The sequence below is a fragment of the Thermocrispum agreste DSM 44070 genome, assembly GCF_000427905.1.
Lineage (GTDB): Bacteria > Actinomycetota > Actinomycetes > Mycobacteriales > Pseudonocardiaceae > Thermocrispum > Thermocrispum agreste.
This window is the reverse complement of record NZ_KE386604.1, coordinates 243130-259098: the sequence shown is the minus strand read 5'-3', so window position 1 is coordinate 259098 and position 15969 is coordinate 243130. Positions and strand designations below refer to the sequence as shown.

Here is a 15969-nt window from a genome sequence, read left to right as displayed (position 1 = left end):
AACCGGTATGATCATCCCTATGATTGAACCACATCGTGGGGCGGTCTGGTCAAGTAGCGAAGGGACTTCCGCATGACATCCACCTCATTGCGGCCGCAGAAGACCGCGATGTTGGTGGCGCAGCGCATCGTCGCCGACATCCACTCACGGGGCAACAAGATCGGCGACCGGCTGCCCCCCGAGCGCGTGATGCTGGACAAGTACGAGGTCGGGCGCGGCACCCTGCGTGAGGCGCTGCGCTTCCTCGAGCTGCAGGGCGTCATCACGCTGCGGCCCGGGCCCGGCGGCGGGCCCGTCGTGGTTCAGCCCGACGCGTCCAGCCTGGCCACGTCGCTCACGCTGTTGCTGCAATTCTCCGACGCACCGTTCCGCACGATCGCCGAGGGCAGGCTCGGTCTGGAGCCGATCATGGCACAGCTGGCCGCGGAGCGGATGGACGACGAGGCTCTTGCCACGCTCAAGGAGAGCGTGGACAACATGCACGCCAACCTGGACAACCAGGCGATCTTCCTGGAGGAGAACAAGCGCTTCCACGACGTGATCTCGCAGGGTTCGGGCAACGCCATGTTCGCCCTGCTCGTGGACGCGCTGCTGGGCATCCTGGACGGCTCCGCCATCGGCATCGACTACCCGGAACCCCGGCGCGTCGCGGTGCACAAGGCGCATCTGCGGATCTACCAGGCGATCGAGAAGCACGACCCGGAGGAAGCGGCGGCGACGATGCGCGATCACATCAAGGAGTACCTGCGCTACGCCGAGAAGAAGTTCCCCGAGGTGCTCGACGCGCCGATCGTCTGGGGCCGCCCCTGATCCCCATCGCCTCAGAACGCTTGGCGCTGCTCCTCTCGGTCCGGGTTACCCGAGCTGCCCATCAGCGCCAGGCGCCTGAGCGGTCCGGTTCCCCATAAGCGCCGGGTGCCTGGGTGGTCCGGTTCCCCCATCGTCTCGGGGCAGCTGGGCGCCCCGATCCGGGCTGTTTCTCACCGCCTGAAGTCCAGCGTGGTGAGCCGCTGCCAGGCCCGGCCTCCGGCAACACCTGAACCGTATCCCGGGAATCGACACTCGGACGCCGAGCACGAGCGGCCGCCGGCCACCCCTGATCCTGGCCGCTTCGCGGGCACCCGCGCTGTCCTGACCCCGCATCACCTCGGGACATCCGGGCCTCCGCCGCCAATCCCATGGCTCAGAACCACCGTGCCACCCCGATCCCCATCAGAACCGGACGCCCGGGACACCCCTGACCCCGCATCATCGCAGGAATCCACGCCACCACCAATCCAGTGCCCATCGGCGCGAGGCACCCGGACCGTCCCCGAATCCGATCGTTCCGGACCGCCAGGGCCGACCCTGCGCGGGCGACCGGACAGTGCCACCGCTCCCACCTGGCACCGCCCGCACCCTCCGCCCCTCATCGACCGGGACGCCGTGGCCGCCCCGGTCACCACGTCTCCGGGCACCGGGGCGCCCGATCCCAGGCTTGGCACGCGCCAGGTCCGGCCACCGCGCCCGGGTGGCCGGACCTGATGCTTCGGGCCTACTTGACGAAAGCGCCCGCGTCCACCGGGAGCGTCACCCCGGTGATGTACCGCGCCTCGTCGCTGGCGAGGAACAGCAGCGCGTTGCTGATGTCGTCGCACTCCACCCACGGGACCGGCAGCGTGTTCAGCGACATGAAGCCCGGCATGGCCTTCTCCTGGGTGGGCTCCGGGTCGTCCGGCGCGAACATCCCCCAGGTGCCGGGGTTCTGGATCATGATCGTGTCGACGTTGGTCGGGTGGATGGTGTTCACCCGGATGCGGTACGGACCGAGCTCGTTGGCCAGCGTGCGCATCAACCCGACGATGCCGTGCTTCGCCGAGACGTAGTGCGCAACGTGCTGAATGCCCTTCAGCCCGCCGATGGAGCTGGTGAACGTGATGCTGCCGCCGGAGCCCTGCTCGATGAGTTTCGGGATCGCCACCTTGGCCGTGTGGAAGACACCGGTCAGGTTGACGTCGATCATGTCCTTCCACTGCTCCGCGGTGAGCTCCCACGCCTTGCCGTAGGAGGCGATACCCGCGTTGGCGACGACGGCGTCGATCCGGCCCAGCTCGGCCACGCCTTCGTCGAAAGCGGCCTGCAACGCATCCAAGTCACGGACGTCGGCCTTGCGCGCCACCACCCGCCGGCCGGTGGCCTCCACCAACTTCGCCGTCTCGTCGAGCTCGGCCTTCGTCGCCAGGTTGTACCACGGACTCACCGTGGCGATGTCCTCGCAGATGTCCACCGCGATGATGTCCGCGCCCTCCTGCGCCATCCGTACCGCGTGGTTGCGCCCCTGGCCGCGTGCCGCGCCGGTGATGAAGGCGACCTTGCCTTCCAGCCGTCCTGCCATGACTGAGCACCTCCGTGATGTCGGCGTTAAGGGCAATCATTATCAGTGAATGCCACTGTTGGCAATGGCCACGTTCCGTGGTCGACCGTCACCCGTTCGTGCAACGTTCGGTTGTGGTGTATGCCATAGAATCGTATGGTATTCATCATTCGCCTAGTGATGCACTAAGCGACGACCGACGACCGCAGCAGTGACGAGCAACGAGGTGACCCGAGTGACCACCACCAAAGCGGCGGACGCGGCGCCGGACATCCTGTCCCCGGAGTTCGCCGAGAACCCGTACCCCTTCTATCGGGTGCTCCGCGACGAGTACCCGGTGCTGTACCACGAGGCCACGAACAGCTACCTGATCAGCCGCTTCGAGGACTGCGCCAACGCGTTCCGCAACCCGGTTTTCTCCAGCCGCAACTACGAGTGGCAGCTGGAGCCGATCCACGGCAGGACGATCTTGCAGATGGAGGGCACCGAGCACTCGCGGCACCGGGCCTTGCTGAACCCGTTCTTCCGCGGCAAGGGGCTCGAGCGCTTCATGCCGGTGATCATGGCCAACGCCACCCGGCTGCTCGACGGCGTCCTCCAGCGGGCGGGGCAGCAGCTGGTGGACGGGATCTCGTCGGTGGGCAAAGCCGACCTGGTCGAGGACTTCTCCACGTGGTTCCCGATCAACGTGATGGTCGACATGCTCGGCCTGCCGAAGAGCGACCACGACCGGTTCCACAAGTGGTACCAGTCGATCATGGCGCACCTGAACAACCTGGCAGGCGATCCCGAGATCACGGCTCGGGCCCAGCAAACCCGGCAGGAGCTGCGCGACTACATGATGCCGATCATCGCCGAGCGCCGGACCGGCGACGGCGAGGACCTGCTGACCCGGCTGTGCCAGGCCGAGGTCGACGGGCACCGAATGTCCGACGAGGAGATCAAGGCGTTCGTCAGCCTGCTGCTGGTCGCGGGTGGTGAGACCACGGACAAGGCGACCGCCAACATGTTCCGCAACCTCATCGACCACCCGGACCAGATGGAAGCGGTGCGCAAGGACCGCAGCCTGGTGGACAACGCCATCGCCGAGACGCTGCGCCACTCCGGCCCGGTGCACATGATCATGCGCCAGACCGAGGAGGACGTGGAGCTGCACGGCACGACCATCCCGAAGGGCTCGACGTGCATCATGATGCTGAGCGCGGCCAACCGGGACGACCGGCAGTTCAAAGACCCCGACGAGTTCAACATCTTCCGCGAGGACCTCGACGTCGCGAAGGCGTTCAGTGGCGCGGCCAACCACGTGCAGTTCATCCTGGGCAGGCACTTCTGCGTGGGCTCGTTGCTGGCGCGGCGCGAGATGCAGACGGCGCTGAACCTGGTGCTCGACAACCTGCACGACCTGCGCTATCAGGACGGCTTCGTCCCGAAGGAAGCCGGTTTGTACACCCGGAGCGTGCCCGAGCTGCTGGTGGAGTTCACTCCGGCGAAGCGGTGAGCGCGAGCCGTCGACGGCAGCGGGGGTGCCGTCGGCGCGCGGGGCCGGCTGCCCGCCCGATCAGCGGGTGGCCGGCCCGTGTGCTGTTTGGGAAGAACCGACCAGTCGCCTCCGAGGCAGTCGCCGCTGCGCACGACCGTGGCATCGCGATCACTGGGAACGCGGGAATCGCGATGCCCCGTGGCCAGCATCGCGGTCAGCGGCCGCTGCCCGGTGGCCACGCAGCGGCTGCCGGCGCAGTAGCTGACCATCGGCACCATGGTCGGCAGTCAGTGGCCGACCGCATGGGCGGAAGCCGCTCGGCCGCCAGCACGCCAGCCACCCGCGCAACATCCGATCACGAATCACCAAGCACGACAGCCACAACCGCCCCAGCACAGCAACCAACCACCGACCACACGCCCGGCCATCAACCACCACCCGCGCACCCGAAAGCCGCCCGGCAACCGCCCACGCGGCAGCCGGTCGCCTGCTCGGCGGAACCATCGCCGGGCGTCAGCCCGGCAGCCGGTCGCCCAACAGCTCGGCCAGGGTCCCGCCGAGGACCAGCTTCGTCTCGTCGTCGGACAAGCCCAGCGCCTCGATGGCCCGGATCTCGTCCCCGGGGCTGGTCATCGGCCAGTCGGAGCCGAACACGATCCGCTCCGCGCCGTGCTTGCGGATCAGGTTGCGCACCCGCTCCGGGCGCAGCCGGGCCAGCGACGGCGGCCAGGACGTCTCGAGCACCACGTCGGCACCTGCCAGCATCTCCTCGGCGTCGTCGAGGATCTTGTAGCCGCCGAAGTGGCAGGCCACCAGCCGCAGGCCGGGAAACTGCCGGGCGATGTCGCGGATCATTTTCGGGCTCGACAGGCTGTTGGTGTACGCGTCGCCGCCCTCACCAACGTGCACGATCACCACGTAGTCACTGCCGAACGCGTCGAAGATCTCCCACAGCCGCTTGTCGTCCAGCGCGAACCGCTGGAACAGCGGGTGGATCTTCACCGCCCGCACGCCGTGGCGCTGCAGGCTGGCGATGTTCTCCTCCACGCTCAGGTCGACGTGCACCGTCCCGAACGGCACGTGGTGGTCGTCCGCGATCCCGGCCACGAACCGGTTGACCGAGTCGACGTGCTTGGCCTGATTGGCGATGGCCAGGCAGCAACTGACGTCGACGCCGCTGCGCCGCATGTCCTCGGTCAGCCCGCCGACGGTGCCGTCGCCGCGGGCTTGCAGTCCCGGCACCCGGTTGTTGTCGAGCGCGATCTTGGCGATCCTGTCGGGCCAGACGTGGGTGTGGGCGTCGATGATCACGCGGACATCCTCTCGGTCGTCACAGCTTTCCGGACTCACCGCCGTCGATGACGAAGATCGCCCCCGTGGTGAAGGACGACAGGGGCGAGACGAGCAGGCAGGTCAGCGGCACGATCTCCGCGGGGTCCGCCATCCGTTTCATCGGGATCTTCGCGATCCGCTTGGCGTACAGTTCCGGCGATTCGGTCACCGCCTTCTGTGCCTCGGTCACGAACGCTCCCGGCGCGATGCAGTTGACCTGCACGTTCTTGCTCGCCCATTCGGCGGCCAGCGCCTCGGTGAAGCGCACCACCGCGCCCTTGGACGTCGAGTACGGCACGAGGTACGGCTTGCCGCGCACACCGGTGGTCGAGGCGATGTTGACGATGCGCCCCGCCCCCTGCTCGATCATCTGCCTGCCCGCCGCTTGCGCGAGCATCATGGGGGCGATGACGTTGACCGTCATCACGTCCTTCCACACCTCGGGGTCCTGGGTGGCGAATTTGCCCGCGGGCGCGATCCCGGCATTGTTGATCAGCCCGTCGATGCGGCCATGACGGTCCAGCACCTCAGGCACGAGCTGCTTGACGGACGACTCGTCGCGCATGTCCACTGTCGCGGTGCTGATCCGACCCTCGCCCTGCGCGGCGACTTCGGCCAGAGCGTCCTTCGAGCGCGCGGCCGCCACCACGGTGGCGCCTTCCCTGGCCAGGGCGATCGCCATCGCGGCACCGAGGCCCCGACTGGCCCCGGTCACCAGGACGACACTGCCTTCCAGTCCGAGATCCATCACCGGCCTCCCTTCGCCAGCCGGCGGGCGAGCGAGTCCAGCAGCACCTCGGTGGCGCCTTCGTAGATCCGCAGCGGGCGGGCGTTGCGGTAGAGCCGTTCGATCTTGGATCCGCGCACGAGCCCGAACCGGCCCATGACCTGCAGCGACCGGTCCACCACGGCCGCCGCGGCTTCGGTCGCGTGCACCTTCGCCATCGACGAGAAGTCCAGATGCCCGAGCGGGTCGCTCTTGGCCAGCGACGCGGCGCGGTAGACGAAAGCCCGCGCAGCCTCGACGTCGGTCCACGACTGGGCCAGCTTCTGCCCGACCGCGCCGAGCTCGATCAGCGGCCTGCCGAACTGCTCGCGCCGCAGCACGTGCGCCTTGGCTTCGTCCAGCGCCGCCTGGGCGAGGCCGACCGCGGACCCCGCGACGGACACGCGGAAGACGGCCAGCGTCTGCAGCATCAGGGAGAACGCCTTGCCCGGCACGCCGAGGCGGTGGCTGGCCGGAACCCGCACGTCGGTGAAGGTCAGCTCGCCGAGGATGTGCGGCGCTATCAGGTCGGCGCCGCGCTCGATCTGCAGCCCGGGGGCGTCGCCCGGGATCAGCACCATCGACCAGCCGTCACCCTCGCGCACCAGGGTGCAGTAGAAGGCCGCAGCTCCCCCGTTGGTGATGAACGACTTGCGCCCGTTGATCACCAGCTCGTCGCCGTCGGCCGTCATCCTGGTGGTGATCGCGCGCAGGTCGGAGCCCACCTCGGGCTCGGTCAGCGCCAGGCCTGCGATGGCGTCGAGGCTGGCCACCTTGGGCAGCCACTGCCGCTTCAGTTCCTCCGTGCCGCCGACCGACAGCGAGTAGCTGCCCACGCCCTGCATGCCGAACATCGAGTCCAGGTGCGCCGACGTGTACATCAGCGCCTCCCGGATCACGGCGATCGTCAGCGGGTCGAGCACGTCGTCGTGCCCGCCGTAGGCCGCGGGGACCACGTACCTGGCCAGACCGCTGGCTCGCAGCGCGTCGAGGCACCCCTGGTGCACGGTGACCGCCTCGTCGGCCTCCGCCGCGAACGGTTCGACCTTCGCCGCGACCTCGCGGGCCACCTCCCGGACCTTGCGGTGCTGCACACCGAGATCGAACAGCTGCCCAGCTTCCACGATGTGTCCCTTTCTCGCGATCGGCAGGCGCTTTCAGCGGCGCTGATCGAACTTGCGGCCGAGGAGCTCGGAGACGATGCGGATGCGCTGCATCGTCGGCGTGCCGCCCGCGATCGCCCAGCCGTGCGAGTCACGGTGCAGGCGTTCCAGACCGTACTCCTCGGTGTAGCCGTTGCCACCGTGGATTTGCATGGCCAGGTCGGTGACTCGCTTGGCCATCTCGTTCGCCGCGCACTTGGCAAGCGACACCTGGAGCGGATCGGGGATGCCGGTTTTCCGCGCGGAAGCGGCGGCTCGGTCGCGCAGCAGTCGTGCGGCCTCCACGTCGAGCACCATGTCGGCCACCATGACCTGGATCGCCTGGAACTCCACCAGCGGCTTGCCGAACTGCTCGCGCTCCTGGACGTACTGCAGCGTCTTGTCCAGCGCGGCCTGCCCGATGGCCAGGCTCATGGTGGTGTTGCCCAGCCGTTCGATCGAGAAGATCCGGAACAGCTTGCCGAACGAACCCGCCGGGACGACGACGTTGTCGAGCGGCACCTCGACGTTGTCGAAGTACAGGTCGGCCGACGGAATCCCGCGGAAGCCCATCAGCCGCTCGCTGGCCCCGAAGGTGAATCCCGGCGTGCCCTTCTCCACCACGACCGCCCCGATGCCCTTCGAACCGGGAGCGTCGGACAGCCGGCAGTACAGCAGGTACAGCTCGGCCTCGCCGCCGTTGGAGATCCACCGCTTGGTGCCGTTGATGATGAGCTTGCCGTCGACCTCCTTGGCCGTGGTGCGCATGTCGGTCGCCGCGGATCCGGCGTGCGGCTCGGAGATGGCCACGGCCATCGTCTTGCGGCCGCTGATGATGTCGGGCAGCCAGCGCTGGCGCTGCTCCTCGGTACCGAGGTGGGTGATCACCTGTGCCGGGCCGGTGTTCGCCTCGAACACCTGGAACGCGGCGGGGCGGCAGACCTTGGCCAGCTCCTCGATGACGATCAGCGCCTGCTCCAGCGGGGCGCCTGCGCCACCGTACTTCTCCGGATGCGCGATCCCCAGGAACCCGAGGTCACCGAGCCGAAGCCGCTCCTCCTTCGGCAGCGGTGTCCGGTTGACGTCCAGCGACTCGGCCATGGGCTCGTAGATCTCTCGCGCCACCCGGGCAGCGAGCTGCCGGATCTCCGCGTGCTGGTCCGACACGGACTCACCTCCTTGGTTGTTAATGATTATTATGGATTTGGTGAGCCGGTGTCAACAAGGCGGCCACGCTGCCGACTGCCCACGACATCGGAGACTCACTGGCTCATGGACACAGAGATGACAATCATGATAAGCAATAGTCATGGCTCACCCGCAACCAGCTGGCCCACGTGATGCGGTGATCGTGGCCGCCGTACGTACCCCGGTCGGCCGCGGCAAAGCCGACGGCGCGCTCAGCGGGGTTCATCCGGTCGACCTGCTGGCGCAGACCCTGCAAGGACTCCTCGCCCGCACCCCGCAGGTCGATCCGGGCACGGTGGACGACGTCATCGTCGGCTGCGTGTCCCAGGTCGGCGAGCAGTCCGCCACCCCCGGACGGATGGCGTGGCTCGCCGCCGGGTTCCCCGAGCACGTGCCCGCGACGACGATCGACCGCAAGTGCGGTTCCAGCCAGCAAGCCGTCCACTTCGCCGCGCAGGCGATCCGTTCCGGGGACGCCGACATCGTGGTGGCAGGCGGGGTCGAGTCGATGAGCCGGGTGGTGATGGGGTCGGCGCGCATGGGAGCAGATCCGTTCGGCGCAGGCGTGAACGAACGCTACGCCCCCGGCTTGGTGTCCCAGGGCGTGGCCTCCGAACTGGTCACGGCCGAATGGGGCTTCACCCGCGCCGAGCTCGACGAGTACGCCACCCAGTCGCATGCCCGCGCCGCCGCGGCGCAGGACGCAGGCGCCTTCGACCGCGAGATCGTGCCGGTGACCACCCCGAACGGTGTGGTCACTGCCGACGAGACGATCCGCCGCGGCACCACGCCGGAGAAGCTGGCCGGGCTGAAGCCGGCCTTCCACTCACCGGACCTTGCCCGGCGCTTCCCGCAGCTGACCTGGTCGACCACCGCCGGGAACTCGTCGCAGATCAGCGACGGCGCCAGCGCGTTGTTGCTGATGTCGCGCGCGAAGGCGGAAGCGCTCGGCCTGCGCCCGCGGGCCCGGATTCACAGCATGGCGGTGGTGGGCAGCGACCCGCTGCTGATGCTGACCGGCCCGATCCCGGCCACCGGGAAGGTGCTGGCTCGCGCCGGCCTCACGCTGGAGGAGATCGACCACGTCGAGGTCAACGAGGCGTTCGCGCCGGTGCCGCTGGCCTGGCTGAAGGACTGCAAGGGCAATCCCGAGCGGCTCAACCCCCGGGGTGGCGCGATCGCCCTCGGCCATCCGCTCGGTGCGTCGGGTGCCCGGCTGATGACGACGATGCTGCACGCACTGGAGGACAACGACCAGCGCTTCGGCCTCCAGGTCATGTGCGAGGCAGGTGGCATGGCCAACGCCACGATCATCGAGCGACTGTGACCCGCTTCCCCGTCGAAGGAGAACTTCCGTGCACCTCAGCAACGCCTCCGCTCTGGTCACCGGTGGGGCGTCCGGTCTCGGCGCCGCGACGTCGCGCAGGCTCGCCAAGTCCGGCGCCCACGTGGTCGTCCTCGACCTCAATGAAGAGCTCGGCAAGGAGCTGGCCGCGGAGATCGGCGGCACGTTCACCCATGGCGACGTCACGGACCCGGCGGCGGTCGGCTCCGCGCTCGACGCCGCGGAGCAGCGGGCGCCGCTGCGGGCCCTGGTGCACTGCGCGGGCAAAGGCGGCACCGTCCGCTTGGTCGACCGGGACGGCTCACCAGGAGCTCTCGACCTCTACCGGCAGCTGGTCGACATTAACCTCGTCGGGACGTTCAACGTGCTGCGCCTGACAGCGGCCCGGATGGCCAAGAACGAGGTCGTCGGCGGCGAGCGCGGTGTCTGCGTGCTCACCGCGTCGGTCGCCGCCTGGGAGGGCCAGGTGGGCCAGATCCCCTACGCCTCCGCCAAGGCGGGCGTCGTCGGGATGACCCTGGTCGCCGCCCGCGACCTGGCGAACAAGTACATCCGGGTCAACTCGATCGCGCCGGGGGTGTTCGACACGCCGATCCTGGCGCGGTTCTCGCAGGAGATCAAAGACCGTCTCGCCGCCCAGGTCCCCAACCCGGCGCGACTGGGCAGGCCGGACGAGTTTGCGATGCTGGCCCAGCAGATCATCGAGAACCCGTACCTCAACGGCGAGACCATCCGTCTCGACGGCGCGATCAGGATGGCGCCACGATGAGCGAACCGCAGCTGAAGGTCTCCGAGCGCGGCCGCGTGCTGGTGCTGGAGATGAACCGCCCGGAAGCACGCAACGCGATGTCACTGCGGATGGCGCACGAGATCGCCGATGCGCTCGACCAGCTGGACAGCAGGTCCGACCTGAGCGTCGGCGTGATCACCGGCGCGAACCGGACGTTCTGCTCGGGAATGGACCTCAAGGGGTTCGCCCGCGGCGAGCGGCCGGTGGTGGAAGGCCGCGGTTTCGCGGGCCTGGTGCAGCAGCCGCCGCGCAAGCCGCTCATCGCCGCCGTCGAAGGGTACGCCCTGGCCGGTGGCTTCGAAATCGTGCTGGCGTGCGATCTGGTCGTGGCGTCGCGCGAGGCGAAGTTCGGGCTGCCCGAGGTCAAGCGCGGCCTGACCGCCGCGGCGGGGGGCCTGCTGCGGCTGCAGCGTCGCATCCCGTACCACCTGGCCATGGAACTGGTGCTGACCGGCCGGATGTGGCCAGCCACCGAAGCGGCCGAGGTGCACTTGGTCAACCGGCTGGCCGAGCCGGGAAAGGCGCTGGACACCGCGCTGGAGCTGGCCGACGAGATCGCCGCCAACGCACCGCTCGCGCTGGCCGCGTCGAAGCAGGTGATCATGCGCTCGCAGGACTGGTCGCTGGACGAGATGTTCGAACGGCAGCACGAGTACGTGCAGCCGGTACGCGAGTCCGCGGACGCCAAGGAGGGTGCCCGGGCCTTCGTGGAGAAGCGCGCGCCCCGCTGGACCGGCACCTGAGGTCACCGCCCACGGAGAGGTGGCCGGGTTCGCCCGACCACTCTTTTCTGCGGACCAGCGAACCACGCCCGTCGACCGGTCTGGGGCCGACGTGGGCGTCCGTCGAGAAGGCGTCGTGCGGGGGCTGCTCCATGCTGCGGCGGCTGGCCGACGAGCAAGCCGCGGCCCGGCGCGCCGCGGCCCGCCAGCGGATTGCGGATCGCGATGGCGTCGGTCGCGGCCTGCCCCTCCGACGAAGCCCGAGCAGCTGCTCCTTGCTGCCCGGGAGACTCGTGGTTGAGCTTGGTGCGCTCGCGCGCGGCCGCCTCGGCGAACGTCAGACCCTCCCACTGCCCGAAGTCGGTCTCCAGCAGGCCGGGATGCTGTTCCACGGTCGCTGGCGGGACCCGCCGTCCGCCTCGACGAGGAGCTGCACGCGGCGTGGCTGGGCCTCGGTGGAGGCCGTCTCCAGCGGGATCATGGTCTGTTCCGGCTCGGGCCGCCGCTTCCCCTGCCGCGCGGACCCTCCCGCGGACTGGGAGTCCATGGCCTGATTGCCGCATCCGTCGCTTCGTGGCGGTCGTGGGTGGGCGATCTTGCGGGTAGCTGCTTCTCGCTGCCCGGGAGACTCACCGGCTGAACTCGTCGACCCGATCCGCCTGTGGTCGAGGCGCTGGGGCGGCACGTGCCGCTGCGGGCAGGTCGACCGCCGAGAGGCCGCCGGGCAGCCGCTGAGTGGCCACCGAGCAGCGGCCGCTGACCGCGATGCCGGCCGCGGGGCATCGCGATTCCCGCGTTCCCAGTGATCGCGATGCCACGGTCGTGCGCAGCGGCGACCGCCTCGGAGGCGACTGGTCGGTTCTTCCCAGACAGCCAACGGGCCGGACAACTTCGGCCGGGCTGGACGACACTCCCACAGGTGAGGGAGCCGCGGGAATGTGATGAGGCTCCTTGGCTGGGTACGCCCCAGCGCGCCTCGACTGGGGTGGGCCGTCGGCGGCGTCCACCGCACCACCTTTGCGCCCTGCGGGTCATCGGAGTCCGCGGGACCGCCCGGCCCGCTCGTGCTGGGCTGCCGCGCCCGGCTGCTACTCGGCCTCGCCACGCACCAGCCTGGCGTGCGCCAGCCAGTCCTTCGCCTTCTCCATGTGCGCGATGTCGACGTGCGTGCCGCGGAACCGCACGGCACCGTGCCCCTCGGCGATCGCCTTCTCCACGGTGGCGACGAGTTCTTCGTGGTAGGCGACCTCTTCGTCGGACGGCGTGTACACCTCGTGCACCACCGGCACGTGCGACGGGTGGATGAGGATCTGCCCGCGGAAGCCGAGCTGGAGGCCGTAGTCGGCGAACGCACGCAGTCCCTCGAGATCCTCCAGGTCCTCCCACAGCCCGGTCAGCGGGTGCAGACCGTACTGACGGCAGGCCAGCAGGATCCGGCTGCGCAAGTACAGCGTCTCGCTGCCCTCGCGCGACTGCCGGTAGCCGACAGCCCTGGCGATGTCCGCATGCTGCGAGGTCGGGCCGATCATCGCCCCGACGCGCGGCGACGCCCCGGCGATCTCCAGCGCGTTGTTGATGGCGTCGACCATCTCCACCGGGACAATCATCTCCAGCCCGTCGGCGCCGTTGCGCGTCTCGAACCAGTCGATCAGGGTCTCCCAGCGCAGCACGTCCGTGGCGTTGCGGATCTTCGGGGTGAACAGGCCGTTCAACTCCGGACCCACCACGGCCTCGAGATCCGCGCCCGCGAGCTTGGTGTCGAGCGCGTTCGGGCGGACGAACAAGCCCACCCGGGACGACTCCTTGCGCAGGTCCGCCAGGATCTGCCGCGCGGTCTCCCTGGCGGACTCCTTCAAGTGCTCGGGTACCGAGTCCTCGAGGTCGACGACGATGCAATCGGCCCCCGACGCCAGCGCCTTGGGCGCCCACGACGGCTTGTGCGCGGGGACGAACAGAACCGAACGGTAGGGATGCACCTTCACGCTCCTCGGCAGGCTCAGCGACCGACCGACGTCCGGTCGTGGGTGTCCGGCGTGACACCGAGCTCGCGCAGCTTGGCCTTCTGCACCCGCTGCGACGGGGTCTTGGGCAGCTCGTCGACGAAGCGCAGATATCGCGGCACGGCGAACGACGGGATCCTGCGGTCGCAGTGCTCCCACAGCTCCTCCGGGGTGATCGGCTCCGAGGTGATCACATAGGCCATCACCTCGTCCTCGCCCGCTTCGGTGTCGGCGGGCACCGCGATCACCGCCGTCTCCAGCACCGCGGGATGCGCCAGGATCGCGGTCTCGATCTCGTAGGAGCTGATGTTCTCGCCGCGCCTGCGCAGCGCGTCCTTGAACCGGTCGACGAAGTAGTACCAGCCCTCCTCGTCGCGCTTGAGCGCATCGCCGGTGTGGAACCACAGGTTGCGCCACGCCTCGACGGTCTTCTCCGGCATGTTGTAGTAGCCCATCGAGCAGATGAACGGCACCTTCGGCCGCACCACCAGCTCACCGATCTGACCGACCGGGACCTCCTCGTCGGTCTCCGGGTCGACCAAGCGCACGTCGAACCACTCGTCCGCGGCGAGACCGGCCGCGCCCGCGGGCCGCGGCTCCCCGTACGGGGAGATGATCGGTGCCGACGTCTCGGTGAGGCCGAAGACCTCGACGAACGCTTCGATGCCGTACCGCTCCTTCATCGGCTCCACCAGCGAGGACGCGGTGGGCGCGGCGAAGACCACCCGGAGCGGGTTGTCGGCGTCGTCCGGGCGTCGCTGCTGCTTCCAGATGAAGTCCATCATCACGCCGATGAAGTTGGTGACCGTCACCCGGCTCTCCCGGATCTGGTCGATCCACCGGCTGGCGGAGAACCGGGGGCGGACCACCACCCGGGCTCCGGCGACCATCGCCGGGTAGGCGGCCATGAACTGGGCGTTGCCGTGGAACAACGGCGTCACCGTCATCCACGCGTCCTCGGCGGTGAGCCGCACCAGGGACACACACTCCTCGGCGAAGAAGAACATCTGCGCGTGCGGCATGGCGACGCCCTTCGACGGGCCCGTCGTCCCCGAGGTGAAGAACACCGAGGCCAAGTCGTGCGGGTACACCTCCGGCAGCTGCACGTCGCTGCCCGCGGGCAACTCGGCCTCCAGCTCGTCCCACGGCGCGGCCTCCCAGCCCGCCTCGCGCAGCACCGCGATCGCCTTGTCCTGCTGTCCGGTGTCGATCACCCAGAACTTGGTGATGTCCTTCGCGGCTTCCTTCACCGCGACGAACCGTTCCGCGTAGACGTCGTCGACGACCGCGAACTTCGCTTCCACCGTGCGCACCTGGTGGGCCAGGAAGTCGTGCTCGTAGGCGGTGTTGATCGGCACCTCGACCATGCCGGCGACGGCACTGCCGACCCAGGTGCGGACGAACCGGGAGGAGTTCGCCGCGACGATGATCACCCGGTCACCTTTGGCCCCGCCGTGCGCGAGGAGGTTGCGTCCCACTCGCTCGGCGGAGGCGAGCATCTCGGCATAGGTCCAGGTCAGGCCCTCCTCGGGGACGTCGAGCCAGACCGCGTCCGGACGCTCGGCGGCCTGGTGACGCAGCACGATCGGCAGCGCCCACTGGGAGCGGTCGGGGAACGTCGGCTTCAGGTCGCGGTAGTAGCGGGTCACTGGTTCCGTCCTTCGTCAACGTTGCGGGCACGGCGGAGTCCGCGGAAGTCGGGCTTGCGCTTCTCCAGGAAGGCACGGGCGCCCTCGAGCATGTCCTCGCTGCCGATGGCCTGGATGAGCGCGCCGAGGTTGGCGGCCATGTTGTCCTTGGACTGGTTCCACCACTGGTTGCTGCTGGTCTTGGCGATCTCGAGGTAGCGAGGGCTGAGCGCGTCGATCTCGTCGAGCCAGCGCTCGACGGCGGCTTCGAGTTCGCCGTCGGGGACCACCTCGTTGACCAGCCCCCACTCCAGCGCTTGACGGGCCGAGTACCGGCGGCACATCATCGCCATTTCCTTGGCCCGGCGCTCACCGATCTGGACGGCCATCAGGTTCGTGGCGCCGAGCACGGGGGCGGAACCGACCTTGGGGCCGGTCTGGCCGAACGTGGAGCGTTCGGTGGCGATGGCGAAGTCACAGGCGACGACGAGTTCGTTTCCGCCGCCCGCGGCGGGACCGTCGACCGCGGCGATCACCGGCCGAGGGCAGGCCCGGATGGTGTCGAGCAGCCGCGCCGACGTGGTGAACAGCCGGCGCAGCTGTTCCGGGTCCGGGTCGCCGAGCTCGGTGAGCGCGCCGCCGGCGCAAAAGCTGCCGCCCGCGCCGGTGATCACCACCGCATGGGCCTCTGCGGCGTCCTCGATCGCGGCGATTATGGCGCGCGCCATCTCGAGGTCGTACGCGTTGCGCCGCTCTGGCGCGTTGATCGTGATCCAGACGACGTTGCGACGTTCGGCCACCTCGATGCTGCCCACGACGCTCCTCACCTAATGATGCTGTTCATAATCAACATTACCCGGAGATCGTGTCCCCAGGCAATGGTGCGACGTGGAAGGCGTCGGCGCCTGCGGAAAGCCGGTGACGAGCGCTGATGGCGGCACCGGAGCCAAGGCCGATTCCGCGGTCCGGCCTCAGCACGACCGGCAGGCACGGGACGTGTCGACGGCAGCTCGGCGCTCCGAACTCGGCACCGACGGCGGGAACGAGCACGTCCTGCGCAGCCCGACGCTCCGCCCTCGACGCCAACGGTGAGAACGGAGGTGGAAACGGAGCTCGTCCTGCGCAGCCAGGCGCGACCTTGGCGCAGCCAGTGAGAACGAGCACGTCCTGCGGAGCCAGGACGCCGGCGTCGGCGCAACCGACGAGCACGCACCACATCCGTC

13 protein-coding genes and 1 pseudogene are annotated in these 15969 nt (G+C 69.1%); 5 read left to right on the top strand and 9 right to left on the bottom strand.

Annotated elements, in window-relative coordinates:
• The first annotated feature begins 72 nt into the window (after nucleotides 1-72).
• Nucleotides 73-810 (top strand): FadR/GntR family transcriptional regulator, encoded by a 738-nt coding sequence (locus YWY_RS0115950; protein ID WP_028848433.1) that lies wholly within the window; start codon nucleotides 73-75, stop codon nucleotides 808-810.
• Between the two features lie 724 nt (nucleotides 811-1534).
• On the opposite strand, the gene YWY_RS0115945 is transcribed toward YWY_RS0115950, so the two are convergent.
• Nucleotides 1535-2374 (bottom strand): mycofactocin-coupled SDR family oxidoreductase, encoded by an 840-nt coding sequence (locus YWY_RS0115945; protein WP_028848432.1) that lies wholly within the window; start codon nucleotides 2372-2374, stop codon nucleotides 1535-1537.
• A 214-nt stretch (nucleotides 2375-2588) separates the two neighbouring features.
• Here YWY_RS0115945 and YWY_RS0115940 point away from each other — a divergent pair, with 214 nt between their 5' ends.
• Complete coding sequence (locus YWY_RS0115940) at nucleotides 2589-3851, top strand: cytochrome P450 (RefSeq protein ID WP_028848431.1); 1263 nt, start codon at nucleotides 2589-2591, stop codon at nucleotides 3849-3851.
• A gap of 495 nt (nucleotides 3852-4346) precedes the next feature.
• Here YWY_RS0115940 and YWY_RS0115935 read toward each other — a convergent pair whose 3' ends face one another.
• Genes YWY_RS0115935 through YWY_RS0115920 form a run of 4 tightly spaced genes read right to left on the bottom strand, consistent with a single transcriptional unit; the run spans nucleotide 4347 to nucleotide 8240 of the window.
• Nucleotides 4347-5144 (bottom strand): amidohydrolase family protein, encoded by a 798-nt coding sequence (locus YWY_RS0115935; RefSeq protein WP_028848430.1) that lies wholly within the window; start codon nucleotides 5142-5144, stop codon nucleotides 4347-4349.
• A 19-nt stretch (nucleotides 5145-5163) separates the two neighbouring features.
• A complete protein-coding gene (locus tag YWY_RS0115930) occupies nucleotides 5164-5913 on the bottom strand; it encodes an SDR family NAD(P)-dependent oxidoreductase (RefSeq protein ID WP_028848429.1) in 750 nt (249 codons plus the stop codon).
• Nucleotides 5913-7055 carry an acyl-CoA dehydrogenase family protein gene (locus YWY_RS0115925; protein ID WP_245566701.1) on the bottom strand — a complete coding sequence of 381 codons (1143 nt, stop codon included), beginning with the start codon at nucleotides 7053-7055 and terminating at the stop codon, nucleotides 5913-5915. The genes YWY_RS0115930 and YWY_RS0115925 overlap by 1 nt, the downstream gene beginning before the upstream one ends.
• 33 nt (nucleotides 7056-7088) lie before the next feature.
• Nucleotides 7089-8240 carry an acyl-CoA dehydrogenase family protein gene (locus YWY_RS0115920; RefSeq protein WP_211227623.1) on the bottom strand — a complete coding sequence of 384 codons (1152 nt, stop codon included), beginning with the start codon at nucleotides 8238-8240 and terminating at the stop codon, nucleotides 7089-7091.
• Between the two features lie 142 nt (nucleotides 8241-8382).
• Between YWY_RS0115920 and YWY_RS0115915 the strand changes: the two genes are divergently transcribed.
• Genes YWY_RS0115915 through YWY_RS0115905 form a run of 3 tightly spaced genes read left to right on the top strand, consistent with a single transcriptional unit; the run spans nucleotide 8383 to nucleotide 11139 of the window.
• Nucleotides 8383-9588, top strand: coding sequence for a thiolase family protein (locus YWY_RS0115915; RefSeq protein ID WP_051310345.1), 1206 nt, complete (start codon nucleotides 8383-8385; stop codon nucleotides 9586-9588).
• 28 nt (nucleotides 9589-9616) lie between these two features.
• A complete protein-coding gene (locus YWY_RS0115910; protein WP_028848425.1) occupies nucleotides 9617-10375 on the top strand; it encodes an SDR family NAD(P)-dependent oxidoreductase in 759 nt (252 codons plus the stop codon).
• Nucleotides 10372-11139, top strand: coding sequence for a crotonase/enoyl-CoA hydratase family protein (locus tag YWY_RS0115905; protein WP_028848424.1), 768 nt, complete (start codon nucleotides 10372-10374; stop codon nucleotides 11137-11139). The genes YWY_RS0115910 and YWY_RS0115905 overlap by 4 nt, the downstream gene beginning before the upstream one ends.
• Before the next feature lie 2 nt (nucleotides 11140-11141).
• On the opposite strand, the pseudogene YWY_RS23830 reads toward YWY_RS0115905, so the two are convergent.
• The 4 genes and pseudogenes from YWY_RS23830 to YWY_RS22380 form a co-directional block, all read right to left on the bottom strand.
• A pseudogene (locus YWY_RS23830) lies at nucleotides 11142-11510 on the bottom strand (histidine phosphatase family protein); the annotation flags it as partial.
• Between the two features lie 696 nt (nucleotides 11511-12206).
• Nucleotides 12207-13094 (bottom strand): HpcH/HpaI aldolase/citrate lyase family protein, encoded by an 888-nt coding sequence (locus YWY_RS0115895; RefSeq protein ID WP_028848422.1) that lies wholly within the window; start codon nucleotides 13092-13094, stop codon nucleotides 12207-12209.
• Between the two features lie 20 nt (nucleotides 13095-13114).
• Nucleotides 13115-14767 (bottom strand): ATP-dependent acyl-CoA ligase, encoded by a 1653-nt coding sequence (locus YWY_RS0115890; protein ID WP_028848421.1) that lies wholly within the window; start codon nucleotides 14765-14767, stop codon nucleotides 13115-13117.
• Complete coding sequence (locus YWY_RS22380) at nucleotides 14764-15573, bottom strand: enoyl-CoA hydratase/isomerase family protein (protein WP_245566700.1); 810 nt, start codon at nucleotides 15571-15573, stop codon at nucleotides 14764-14766. The genes YWY_RS0115890 and YWY_RS22380 overlap by 4 nt, the downstream gene beginning before the upstream one ends.
• Between the last annotated feature and the right edge of the window lie 396 nt (nucleotides 15574-15969).

What these genes read in the sequence shown, in the direction of transcription:
- YWY_RS0115930 (WP_028848429.1), bottom strand. Translation starts at nt 5,913, where the DNA reads ATGGATCTCGGACTGGAAGGCAGTGTCGTCCTGGTGACCGGGGCCAGT.
- YWY_RS0115950 (WP_028848433.1), top strand. Translation starts at nt 73, where the DNA reads ATGACATCCACCTCATTGCGGCCGCAGAAGACCGCGATGTTGGTGGCG.
- YWY_RS0115945 (WP_028848432.1), bottom strand. Translation starts at nt 2,374, where the DNA reads ATGGCAGGACGGCTGGAAGGCAAGGTCGCCTTCATCACCGGCGCGGCA.
- YWY_RS0115915 (WP_051310345.1), top strand. Translation starts at nt 8,383, where the DNA reads ATGGCTCACCCGCAACCAGCTGGCCCACGTGATGCGGTGATCGTGGCC.
- YWY_RS0115905 (WP_028848424.1), top strand. Translation starts at nt 10,372, where the DNA reads ATGAGCGAACCGCAGCTGAAGGTCTCCGAGCGCGGCCGCGTGCTGGTG.